6 protein-coding genes and 1 pseudogene are annotated in these 11796 nt (G+C 76.1%); 4 read left to right on the forward strand and 3 right to left on the reverse strand.

What is annotated here, in order from left to right:
• Nucleotides 1-109: 109 nt before the first annotated feature.
• Nucleotides 110-1195: a polysaccharide deacetylase family protein gene (locus OG618_RS10980; protein ID WP_329487157.1), complete on the forward strand. Its 1086-nt coding sequence runs from the start codon at nt 110-112 to the stop codon at nt 1193-1195.
• 238 nt (nt 1196-1433) lie between these two features.
• On the opposite strand, the gene OG618_RS10985 is transcribed toward OG618_RS10980, so the two are convergent.
• From OG618_RS10985 to OG618_RS10995, 3 genes and pseudogenes are all read right to left on the reverse strand, one after another.
• Nucleotides 1434-2135 (reverse strand): exonuclease domain-containing protein, encoded by a 702-nt coding sequence (locus OG618_RS10985; protein ID WP_329487158.1) that lies wholly within the window; start codon nt 2133-2135, stop codon nt 1434-1436.
• Nucleotides 2136-3039: 904 nt separating this feature from the next.
• Nucleotides 3040-3489 (reverse strand): annotated as a pseudogene (locus OG618_RS10990) (GNAT family N-acetyltransferase); the annotation flags it as partial.
• 88 nt (nt 3490-3577) lie between these two features.
• Nucleotides 3578-4855 carry an SAV2148 family HEPN domain-containing protein gene (locus OG618_RS10995; RefSeq protein ID WP_329487159.1) on the reverse strand — a complete coding sequence of 426 codons (1278 nt, stop codon included), beginning with the start codon at nt 4853-4855 and terminating at the stop codon, nt 3578-3580.
• Between the two features lie 445 nt (nt 4856-5300).
• Here OG618_RS10995 and glgX point away from each other — a divergent pair, with 445 nt between their 5' ends.
• From glgX to treZ, 3 genes are all read left to right on the forward strand, one after another.
• Nucleotides 5301-7433 carry a glycogen debranching protein GlgX gene (gene glgX / locus OG618_RS11000; RefSeq protein WP_329487160.1) on the forward strand — a complete coding sequence of 711 codons (2133 nt, stop codon included), beginning with the start codon at nt 5301-5303 and terminating at the stop codon, nt 7431-7433.
• A gap of 137 nt (nt 7434-7570) precedes the next feature.
• On the forward strand, nt 7571-10012 hold the full coding sequence (gene treY, locus OG618_RS11005) for a malto-oligosyltrehalose synthase (RefSeq protein WP_329487161.1): 2442 nt from the start codon (nt 7571-7573) through the stop codon (nt 10010-10012).
• The gene (gene treZ, locus OG618_RS11010) at nt 10009-11754 is read left to right on the forward strand and encodes a malto-oligosyltrehalose trehalohydrolase (protein WP_329487162.1); all 1746 of its coding nucleotides are present in this window, start codon (nt 10009-10011) and stop codon (nt 11752-11754) included. The genes treY and treZ overlap by 4 nt, the downstream gene beginning before the upstream one ends.
• The last annotated feature ends 42 nt before the right edge of the window (nt 11755-11796 follow it).

The raw sequence follows: 11796 nt of genomic DNA on the forward strand, positions 1-11796 counted from the left end.
CTGGGATCGGCGGCTGCGGCGTGCAACCGGGGCGGTCCGATGGGCGTCTTGTCGGACAGTCTCCCTGACCGGGGACCGGTAGCCGCCCAGTGCCTCAGGAGCCGCAGCCATGCCGGAGCACACCACCTCGCAGCGTCCCTCCCCCTCCGTCCGACGCCGCCGCCGGCTGCTCGCGGGCTGCGTGGCGGTGGTCGCCTCACTCGCCCTGGCCGCCTGCGGCACCGCCAACGGGGCGCTGCAGCCGCAGCCGGGCACCACCGCGTCGGGGAACGCCTCGGGCACCACCGCGTCGGGCACCGGCGCCCCGGCTCCGTCCGCCTCGCCCGCCGGGTCCCCCTCCGGCTCCTCCTCGGCGTCCTCGTCCCCGTCCTCGTCCCCGCCGTCGGGCAGCGCCCCCGCCGCCGCCCCGCCGGGCGACGCCGTCCCGGCTTCGAAGCCCGCGACCGGCGGACCGGCCACGCCCAAGCCACCGGCTCCTCCCCGGACCCCGGCGCCCTCGAAGACCCCGGTGCCCGCCAAGACCCCGTCCACCGCACCGGCCACCCGGCCGCCCACGACGGCACCGGCCCCGCCCGCCCCGCCCGCGACCGGGGTGTCCACCTCGGTCGTCCGCTCCACCGCCTCCGGCGGGCGGACGGTGGCGCTCACCTTCGACGACGGGCCGGGCCCCGCCACCGGCGAGGTCCTGGACGTGCTCGCCCGGTACGGCGTCAAGGCGACGTTCTGCCAGATCGGCCAGCAGGCCGCCGCCCAACCCGCCATGGTCAAGCGGATCCGGGCGGCCGGCCACCGGCTCTGCGACCACACCGTGAGCCACCCGCTGCCGTTCGCCCCGCTCTCGCACGACAAGGCCGCGTCCCAGATCTCCGGCGGCCGGGACATGATCGTGCGGGCCGGCGGGCCGGGCACCGAGGTCGCCTGGTTCCGGGCCCCCGGCGGCGGGTTCACCGCCGACAACCAGCACATCGCCGCGGCCGAGGGCCTGCGCCCGCTCGGCTGGTCGGTCGACCCGCGCGACTGGTCCCGCCCGGGCGTCGCCTCGATCGTCTCCACCGTGCAGAGCCAACTCCGGCCCGGCGGCGTGATCCTGATGCACGACGGCGGCGGCGACCGGAGCCAGACCGTCGCCGCGCTGAAGCAGCTGCTCCCCTGGCTGATCGCCCAGGGCTACCGCTTCGACCTCCCCGCGCGCTGACCCGGCCGACCGGCCGAACACCTCGCGACAGCCCGGCCCGGTGATCACCGCTCCGCACCGGGCGACCGATCAACCCGACGCGCCCGCACAGCGGTTGAACACCGGGTACGGGGTGCGACGCCTCCCCACCGCCGGCCACCCGGCCGGCGGACCTGATCACCGTCCCGCACGACCGGGCCGGTGCCCGACGCGGCGCGAGGCCCGGTCGGCCCGGCCGGGTGCTCCGGCGGTCAGGCCCTCAGCGCAGGGGCCAGCGCGGGTCGATGACGGCCTGCGGGTCCTTGCCGCGGCGGAGCCAGGCCTCCAGGCCCTCCGCCCAGCTCCGGTACCAGTCGATCTGGCGGGTGTGCAGGACGGCGAGCGGCACCTCGCCGACCTCGGCCGGGTACCGCTCCGCGAGGGCGACGGCGACCCGGACGGCGGCGAGGGCGTCGCTGCCGGCCTCGTGGGCGTCGGTCAGCTCGACCCCGTACACCTCGCAGACCCGCTGGAGGGTGCGCGAGCCCTTGCGGTACTTGTCGACGGCCCGGTCGATGACCAGGGCGTCGAGGACCGGCGCGACCGGACCGCCGAGGCGCTCGGCCAAGGGGGCCAGGCCGTGGCGGCGCAGCTCGGCGTCGAGCATCGAGAGGTCGAAGGGGGCGTTGAAGGCGACCACCGGGTGACCGGCGGCGAGCCGCTCGCACAGGGCGGTGGCTATCTCGTCGACCGCCGCCTTGGCCGGGCGGCCCTTGCTGCGGACGAGCTCGTCGCCGATGCCGTGGATCGCCTCCGCCTCGGCGGGGATCGGGACGCCCGGGTCGACCAGCCAGCCGGTGGCGCTCAGCCGGCGGGCTCCGACGGTGTCCACGAGGGCGGCCGTGACGATGCGGTCCACGGTCGGGTCGGTGCCCGTGGTCTCCAGGTCGAAGCCGACCAGTGGCTGCTGCCACCAGCTCATAGGGGTGCGTCCTTCCGTCCTGCTGGTCGAAAACAGCCCCTATCATCGCCCGGGCCACCGACAACGCCGCCGGTGGGGCGGGCGGGCACCGCCCCCGGGCCCCGCCGGGCAGGCTCCGGCCCGGCCCGCCGGCACCGTCCCGGGCCCGGTGGAGACCGGCGAAGTGCCCAGCGGCGGTGGCCCGCCGCGAGTGGCCCGGCGGCCGGTCCGGACCGCCGCTGACCGACGCGGCCATGACGGCTCCGCCACTGGCCCAGGCCCGGTCGACAGCCCCCGGGGTCGGTGAGCGGCCACCCGGGGCCGCCGCGAGCGGGCCGGGCCCGCCGGTCTCCGACCGACGCGGCGGCGGCGCTTCGGCGGTGGTGGCCGGACGCCCGGCGCCCGCGGATCAGTTCGCCGCCGCGGCCGACGCCCCGGCCGCCGCCCCGGCCCCGGCCCCCGTGTGCGCGGTCAGCCGGCGGGCCTCGGCCCACACCTCCTCGTCGAGTTCGCCGCGCGTCCGGGTGCTGCGGCCGAGCAGGTCGTAGTCGTCGTCGAGGAGGGCGAGCGCCTCGGCCGGCCCGTCCTCGTGTCCCCACCGCCGGTGCGCCGCGTGCGCCAGCTCCCTCGGCGTCAGCTCGCCGGTCAGCAGCCGGGCGGCCAGCGCCACCAGCCCCGCCCGATCGGCGGAGCGGCTGTCGACCTGCGGGAGGTCGAGTCCGAGCTCCGCGAGCGCCGGCGCCAGCAGCTCGGCGACCGAGGCGTCCGCCTCCCCGTAGGTGCAGGCGGCGAGGGCCCGCAGGGCCGGGGTGTCGAGCCCGGCGGCCAGGGCCCCGCAGGCCGCCTCCACCACCTCGCGGGCCCGCAGCTCGCCGATGGTCCAGAGCAGGGCCCGGTCCCGCAGCCGGGCGGCGGCGGGCGAGCCGACGGGCCGGCGGAGCAGCCGGACGTCCACCGGGTCCTCGGAGACCAGGGTGAAGCCGTGCCGCTCGTAGAGGCGGCGCGCGGGGCTGCCCCGGAGGACGTCGAGCCGCACCGGCTCGCCGGCGGCGTCGGCCTCGGCCAGGACGGACCGCAGGACGCCGGAGCCGACGCCCCGGCCCTGGAGCTCCGGGGCGAGGTAGAAGTGCTCCAGCAGCCGCCCGCCCCGCCCGTCGGGGCGGACGGTGACGCAGCCGGCGAGGGCGCCGTCGACCAGCACGGCCGACGTCCAGCGGGTGGAGAAGGAGTCGCGCAGCCGCCGCCGGACCCGGTGCTCGTCGTAGCGGCCGAGCCGTTCGAGGTCGGGGCGCAGCACCACGGCGCGCAGCTCGACCAGGGGTTCGAGGTCGGCGGTCGTGGCGGGGCGCTTCGTCCAGGCGGGGGTGGTGGTCACCGGGGCAGTCTTCCAGCGGCCCGGCCGGCCGGGCCAGCCGGTTTCGCGGCGGCCCCGGCCCCTGCGCGCCAGCCGGCCCGCCGGCCGCTCAGGAGACCGGCCGGGAGTCCCCCCAGATGCCCTCGAACTCCTCGCGGTAGACCTCCAGCAGCCCGGCGTCGGTGCCGCCCGGCTGCTGGCCGGCGCCGCCGCGCAGGACCAGGGCGGGCGACTCCATGCCGCGGGCCCGGCGCAGGTAGGGCTGGACCACCCCGAGGTCCCGGGTCTGCCGGCGGGGGCCGCCGGTCTGGCCGGACGGGCGCGGGCCCTCGACCAGGTAGGCGGTGAAGCGCGGGGTCTCGTCGAAGACCCGGATCTCGAAGCCGCCCTGGTCGCGCAGCCGGGCCCGGACCCGGCGCACGTGCATGATGTTCATCTCGATCGAACGGGCCAGCTCGCCGCGGCCGAGGCCCAGTTCGCGTTCCCGGCGGCGGACGGCGCTGCTCGCCGGGTTGAGGAAGAGCAGCCGGACCCGGCAGCCGTCGGTGGCGAGGCGGACCAGGCGCTTGCCGGTGTAGTTCTGGCAGAGCATGCCGAGGCCGATGCCGAGCGCGTCCAGCCGCCGGGCGCCGTCCAGCAGGTCCTCCACCGGCAGGTCGCGCTGGAGCCGGACCCGGTCGGCGTGCACCGCGACCACGTCCGCGTACCGGCCGGCCACCAGGGACTCGACGACGTCGGCGGGGACGCCGCCGGTCCCGCCGTCCAGCACGGCGAGCAGCCGGGCGGCGGCGCGTTCGGTCTGGGCGAGCACGGTCGGGGTGAGGACGCGGTTGCGGGAGACGACGTGCCGGGCCACCTCCAGTTCGTCCAGCGCCAGCTCGATCTCCCGGCGGTCGGCCAGGTAGGGGTCGAAGCAGGGCCAGTGCTGGACCATCAGCTCGCGCAGCTGGGGCAGGGTGAGGAAGACCAGCGGGTCGTCGTCGGCCGGGTCGAGCAGGTAGCCCTTGCGGCGGCTGACCTCGCGGACGGCGCCGGCCCGGTGGGCCCACTCCTCGCCGGCCGGGCCGGCCGCGGCCGTCACCCAGTCCTCGCCGTGGGCGGGCGCGTAAATGGGGTAGAGCACCTCGTCGACGAGGGAGCGCAGCCGCTGCTCGACCAGGTTGAGCCAGACGTACGCCCGCCCGGCCAGCCGGACCCGCTGGTAGGCGTCCTCCCACTCGGCGCCGGACCAGGCGAGGGCCGGTATCTCGACCGGGCCGCCCTGGGCCGGCACCACGGCCCGGCCGGTCATGGCGGGGCGCATGACGACCGTCGGGGCCTCGCTGCGGGCGCCGCCCCGGTCGGGGCCGCCGGGCCCACCGCCACGGCCGCCGGCGGGGTACACCATGCGCCACCTCACCTGGTTGCTGCCGGAGCCGGTGGTCTGCCGGATCGCCTGTCGGGTCTTCTGTCGGGTGCTGCCGGTCCTGCCGCGTCCGCCGGCGCCGCACTCCCTGATGGATCGCCACGGCGCGGGAAGCGGCCGGACGATCAAGGGTACTGCCCGCCGCGAGGCGCCCGCAGCCGGTTGGCCGAGGGGGGCGCGTGCGCCCCGGCCGCCCCGTGCGTCCCGGCGGCCCCGGGGGTACCCGGCGGACACCCGTTCGGGCGAACACGCGGCGAATGGCCCCGCCCTCGGGGGCGGCGTCGGGGAGTATGCGGACTGTGCCGTGCGTCACGGCGCGCGACCGTCGCACATGCCCGGCCGCCCAGCCGGGAAGAGAGCGTCGGGGTCCGGGCTGATAGTCGGACTACCTGTCAGTTTCCCTCCGACACAAGGAAGTTGAGGACTCATGCAGGTCTGGCCAGGGAAGCCCTACCCCCTCGGTGCCACCTTCGACGGGGCCGGTACCAACTTCGCGGTGTTCTCCGAGAGCGCCGACCGCATCGAGCTCTGCCTGCTCGACGAGGACGGGTCGGAGACGGCCGTCGAGCTGCGCGAGACGGACGCCTTCGTCCGGCACGCCTACCTCCCCGGGGTCCAGCCCGGCCGACGGTACGGCTTCCGCGTCCACGGACCGTACAACCCGGGCCTCGGCCAGCGGCACAACAGCGCCAAACTGCTGCTGGACCCGTACGCCAAGGCGATGAGCGGGAACATCGACTGGGACGAGTCGGTCTACGGCTACCACTTCGGCGCGCCCGAGCGCCGCAACGACCTCGACTCCGCCCCGCACACCATGCACTCGGTGGTCGTCAATCCGTACTTCGACTGGGGCACCGACCGGCCGCCGCGCACGGACTACCACCGCACGGTGGTCTACGAGGCCCACGTGAAGGGCCTCACCAAGCTCCACCCCGGCATCCCCGAGGAGATCCGCGGCACCTACGCGGGGCTGGCCCACCCGGCGGTGATCGAGCACCTGGCCAAGCTCGGCGTCACCGCGATCGAGCTGATGCCGGTGCACCAGTTCGTCCGCGACCACCGGCTGCGCGACCTCGGCCTGGCCAACTACTGGGGCTACAACACGGTCGGCTTCTTCGCCCCGCACTCCTCCTACTCCTCCACCGGGGACAGAGGCCAGCAGGTGCAGGAGTTCAAGTCGATGGTGAAGGCGCTGCACGCGGCCGGCATCGAGGTGATCCTGGACGTCGTCTACAACCACACCGCCGAGGGCAACCACCTCGGGCCCACCCTCTCGCTGCGCGGCCTGGACAACGTCTCCTACTACCGGCTCGCCCAGGACCAGCGGTTCTACGAGGACACCACGGGCACCGGCAACAGCCTGCTGATGCGCAGCCCGCACGTCCTCCAGCTGATCATGGACTCGCTGCGCTACTGGGTCACCGAGATGCACGTCGACGGCTTCCGCTTCGACCTCGCCGCCACGCTGGCCCGGCAGTTCCACGAAGTGGACCGGCTCTCCTCGTTCTTCGACCTCGTCCAGCAGGACCCGGTGGTCTCCCAGGCCAAGCTGATCGCCGAGCCGTGGGACCTCGGCGAGGGCGGCTACCAGGTGGGCAACTTCCCTCCGCTGTGGACGGAGTGGAACGGCATGTACCGGGACACCGTGCGCGACCTGTGGCGCGGCGAGAACGCCACGCTCGCCGAGTTCGGCTCCCGGCTCACCGGCTCCTCCGACCTCTACCAGGACGACGGCCGCCGCCCGATCGCCTCGATCAACTTCGTCACCTGCCACGACGGCTTCACCCTGCGCGACCTGGTCTCCTACAACGACAAGCACAACGCGGCCAACGGCGAGGACAACCGGGACGGCGAATCCTTCAACCGCTCCTGGAACTGCGGCGTCGAGGGCCCGAGCACCGACCCGGCCATCGAGGAACTGCGCGCCCGCCAGCAGCGGAACCTGATCGCCACCCTGATGCTCTCCCAGGGCGTGCCGATGCTCTCGCACGGCGACGAGCTCGGCCGCACCCAGGAGGGCAACAACAACGCCTACTGCCAGGACAACGAACTCGCCTGGGTGCACTGGCCCGAGGGTGACGGCCCCGAGTCCCGGCTACTCGAATTCACCCAGGGCATGATCTGGCTCCGCCGCGACCACCCCGTCTTCCGGCGGCGCCGCTTCTTCCACGGCCGCCCGGTCTCCGGCCGCCCGGCCGCCGGCCACTACGAGGACCTCACCGACATCGCCTGGTTCACCCCCGGCGGGGAGGAGATGACCAAGCGCAACTGGGGCGCCAGCTACGCCAAGTCGCTCACCGTCTTCCTCAACGGCTACGCCATCTCGGAGCCGGACCGGCGCGGCGGGCGGATCGTCGACGACTCCTTCCTGCTGATGTTCAACGCCCACTTCGAACCGCTGGAGTTCACCGTCCCGGCCGACCACGGCCAGGAGTGGCAGGTCGTGGTCGATACCGCCCAGCCCCGGCTGCCCGCCCCCGGCGCCGGCGCCCGGGTCAAGGCGGGGGACGCGCTCTCGCTCGTCGACCGCTCGCTGATGGTGCTCCAGCGGCCGGCCTAGGCCGGGTGCCGGACGCCCGGCCGCGGGGCGGCGCCCGGGGTCCGCGGCCGGGCCCCACGGCGTGCCGCGGTCACCGTTCACCTGTTCGGATCAGCAACGGGTCTTGGCCGCGGGCTCGCACGGGTAGTCATGGACACATGACCTACGCCGCCGAGCCCGCCCAGCCCCGCCCGGCCGCAGTACCGTCCGCCACCTACCGCCTCCAGTTGCAGCCCGGCTTCACCCTCCACGACGCCACCGCCGCGGTGCCCTACCTCGCCGCCCTCGGCGTCTCCCACCTCCACCTGTCCCCGCTGCTGGAGGCCGCCCCCGGATCCACCCACGGCTACGACACCGTCGACCACGGCCGGATCAGCGCCCAGCTCGGCGGCGAACCGGCGCTGCGCGCGCTGGCCGCCGAAGCCCACCGGCACGGCCTGCGGCTGCTCGCCGACGTGGTGCCCAACCACATGGCCGTCCCCGTCCCCGAACGGCTCAACCGGCCGCTCTGGCACGTCCTGCGGGACGGCCCCGACTCGCCGTACGCACCCTGGTTCGACATCGACTGGACCGCCCAGCCGGGCCCCCCGGACTCCCCCGGCCGCGGCCGGGTGCTGCTGCCGCTGCTGGGCGACCGGCTCGGGGCCGTCCTCGGCGACCTCGTGGTCGACGGCGAGGAGCTCCGCTACCACGACCACGCCCTCCCGCTGCGGCCCGGCACCGCCGGCCTCCCGCTCCCCGAACTGCTCAGCCGGCAGTGGTACCGGCTCGCCTGGTGGCGACTGGCCCGCACCGAGCTGAACTACCGGCGGTTCTTCACCGTCAACGAGCTGATCGCCGTCCGGGTCGAAGTCCCCGAGGTGTTCGAGGCGACCCACGGCGTGCTGCTGCGGCTGCACCGCGAGGGCGTCCTGGACGGGTTCCGGATCGACCACCCGGACGGCCTGGCCGACCCGCGCGGCTACCTGCGCCGGCTCGCCGGGGCCACCGGCGGCGCCTACACGGTGGTGGAGAAGATCCTCACCGGTGAGGAGCGCCTCCCCGGGGACTGGCCGTGCGCCGGCACCACCGGGTACGACGCGCTGCGCCGCATCGACGGCGTGCTCACCGACCACGCCGGCGCCTGCCAGCTGGCCGGCGCCTACGAGCACGCGGTCAGCGGGGCCGGGTCCGGCGGGGAGCCGTGCGCGGACCCGCACCCGGCCGTCGCCGCCGCCCGGCGCGGGCGGGCCGACATGACCGGCCCGCGCGGCGAGCTGGCCGCCGAGGTCGAGCGGCTGGTCCGGCTCGCCGTGCGGATCGGCGCCGCCGAACCCGCCCACGCCGACCACGCGCCCTGGCAGCTGCGGGACGCCCTGCGCCGGGTGCTCACCGGCTACCCCGCGTACCGCCCGTACGTCCGGCCCGGCGAGCCCGCCCCGGCGGTCTCCGAGGAGCAGGTGCGGGAGGCCCTCGACGGCTCCGAGGACGCCACCGGGCGGCTGGTCGCCGACCTCGCCCTCGGGCGGCTCGGCAGCGGGCCCGAGAAGGACGAGTTCTGCGCCCGCTTCGCGCAGACCGCCGCCGCCGTCGCCGCCAAGGGCGTCGAGGACACCGCCTTCTACCGGTGGAACGCGCTGCTCGCGCTGAACGAGGTCGGCGGCGAGCCGGCCCGGCCCGGGCTCCCGCCCGCCGCGTTCCACGCCTGGTGCCACTACGTCGAGGAGCACTGGCCGGCCACCATGACGGTGCTCTCCACCCACGACACCAAGCGCAGCGCCGACGCCCGCGCCCGCCTCGCCGTGCTCGCCGAGCAGCCGCGGGCCTGGGCCGACGAGGCCGCCGCCTGGTCCACCGCCGCCGGCCCGGGCGGCGACCCGAACAGCGACTGGCTGCTCTGGCAGACGCTGGTCGCGGCCTGGCCGATCACGCCGGACCGGCTCGTCCCCGCGCTGCTCAAGGCCGCCCGCGAGGCCAAGCTGCGGACCTCCTGGACGGCCCCCGACGCCGGCTTCGAGCAGGCCCTGGCCGACCGGGCCCGGGCCGCCTACGCCAACCCGGGGCTGCTCCCGCGGATCGAGGGCTTCGTCCGGGCCCTCGCGCCCCACGCCCGGGCCAACACCCTCTCCGCCGCCCTGCTGCACCTGACCGTGCCCGGCGTGCCGGACCTCTATCAGGGCAGCGAGGAGCCGCTGTACACCCTGGTCGACCCGGACAACCGGGGCGTGGTGGACCTCGGCGCGCTCGCCGTCCGCCTCACCGACTCGGCCACCCCCCGGGCGGGCGACCTCGCCCGGGAGAAGCTGCACCTGACCGCGACGGCGCTGCACCTGCGCCGCCGCCGGCCGCTGGGCGCCTACCGGCCGCTGGCCGCCCGGGGCCCGGCCGCCGACCACCTGCTCGCCTTCGCCCGCGGCGACGACGTGATCACGGCGGTCACCCGGCTGCCGTACGGGCTCGCCCGGGCCGGCGGCTGGCAGGACACCGCGCTGGACCTGCCGGCCGGCGGCGCGTGGACGGACGAACTGACCGGACGCCGCCACCCGGCCGGCCCGGTACCGGTGGCGGAGCTGCTGACCGCGCAGCCCGTGGCGCTGCTGACCAGGAGGGGCGAGGCGTGACGACGCACGAGGTCCGGACCTACGAGGTGTGGGCCCCGGCGGCCACCGAACGGGTCGAGGTGGAGGTCGACGGCGCGCGGCACCCGCTGGCCCGGGACGACGGCCGGCCCGGCTGGTGGCACGGGCCGGCGCCGGCCGGGGACTACGCGTTCCGGCTGGACGGCGGCCGCCCGCTGCCCGACCCTCGCTCGCCCCGGCAGCCGCACGGACCGGACGGGCCCAGCCGGTCCGTCGACCACGCCGCGTTCCGCTGGTCGCAGACCGGCTGGCGCGGCCGCCCGCTGCCCGGCGCCGTGCTGTACGAACTGCACGTCGGCACCTTCACGGCCGCCGGTACCTTCGACGCCGCCGCCGAACACCTCGACCACCTCGTCGAGCTGGGTGTCGACTTCGTCGAACTGCTGCCGGTCTGCCCGTTCCCCGGCCGGCACGGCTGGGGCTACGACGGGGTCTCGCTCTGGGCCGTGCACGAGCCCTACGGCGGTCCGGAGGGGCTGAAGCGCTTCGTGGACGCCGCGCACCGCAAGGGCCTCGGCGTCGTGCTGGACGTGGTGCACAACCACCTCGGCCCGTCCGGCAACCACCTGCCCGCCTTCGGGCCGTACTTCACCGACCGGCACCACACGCCGTGGGGCTCGGCGGTCAACCTGGACGCCCCCGGCTCGGACGAGGTGCGCCGGTACCTGATCGGCAGCGCGCTGGCCTGGCTGCGCGACTACCGGATCGACGGCCTGCGGCTGGACGCCGTGCACGCCCTCGCGGACGACCGCGCCGTCCACTTCCTGGAGGAACTCTCCTGCGAGGTGGACCGGTTGGCGACCGCCACCAACCGGCCGCTGTTCCTGGTCGCCGAGTCCGACCTCAACTCCCCCCGCACCACCACCCCCCGCGAGGCCGGCGGCCAGGGCCTCACCGCCCAGTGGAGCGACGACTTCCACCACGCGCTGCACACCGCGCTCACCGGCGAGTCCCAGGGCTACTACGGGGACTTCGCCCGCGCCCCGCTGGCCGCCGTGGCCCGGACGCTCACCCGCGGCTTCTTCCACGACGGCACCTGGTCCTCGTTCCGGGAGCGCAGCCATGGCCGGCCCTTCCCGCCCGCGCACGGCCACCGGCTGCTCGGTTACCTTCAGACCCACGACCAGATCGGCAACCGGGCCCTCGGCGACCGGCTCTCCCCCGGTCTCTCCCCGGGGCGGCTCGCCTGCGGGGCCGCCCTGGTGCTCTCCTCGCCGTTCACCCCGATGCTGTTCATGGGCGAGGAGTGGGGCGCGGCCACCCCGTGGCAGTACTTCACCGACCACACCGACCCGAACCTGGCCGAGGCCGTCCGCCAGGGCCGGCGGCGGGAGTTCGCCGAGCACGGCTGGCGGGCCGACGCGGTGCCGGACCCGCAGGAGCCGGCCACCGTGCTGCGCTCCGTCCTCGACTGGACCGAGCCGGGGCGCGCCCCGCACGCCGAACTGCTCACCTGGTACCGGACGCTGATCCGGCTGCGGCGCACCCGGCCGGAGCTCTCCGACCCGGACCTCGCGGCCGTCCGGACCGAGTACGACGAGGCGGCCCGGTGGCTGGTGCTGCACCGGGGGGCCCACCGGGTGGCGGTCAACCTGGGCGGCGCCCCCGCCGCGCTGCCGCTCGGGGGGCCGGGGCGGGAGGTGGTGGCGTCCTTCGGCGAGTGCGCGCTCGACGGGGCGGCGGTGCGGCTGGGGCCGGACTCCGTCGCGGTCGTCCGGCTGTGAGCGGCGTGGCCGGGGCCGGCCCGCGCCTCGGTTCGCCCGCCG

It is taken from the genome of Kitasatospora sp. NBC_01246, assembly GCF_036226505.1.
GTDB lineage: Bacteria > Actinomycetota > Actinomycetes > Streptomycetales > Streptomycetaceae > Kitasatospora.

What these genes read in the sequence shown, in the direction of transcription:
- OG618_RS10980 (WP_329487157.1), top strand. Translation starts at nt 110, where the DNA reads ATGCCGGAGCACACCACCTCGCAGCGTCCCTCCCCCTCCGTCCGACGC.
- OG618_RS10985 (WP_329487158.1), bottom strand. Translation starts at nt 2,135, where the DNA reads ATGAGCTGGTGGCAGCAGCCACTGGTCGGCTTCGACCTGGAGACCACG.
- OG618_RS10995 (WP_329487159.1), bottom strand. Translation starts at nt 4,855, where the DNA reads ATGGTGTACCCCGCCGGCGGCCGTGGCGGTGGGCCCGGCGGCCCCGAC.
- glgX (WP_329487160.1), top strand. Translation starts at nt 5,301, where the DNA reads ATGCAGGTCTGGCCAGGGAAGCCCTACCCCCTCGGTGCCACCTTCGAC.
- treY (WP_329487161.1), top strand. Translation starts at nt 7,571, where the DNA reads ATGACCTACGCCGCCGAGCCCGCCCAGCCCCGCCCGGCCGCAGTACCG.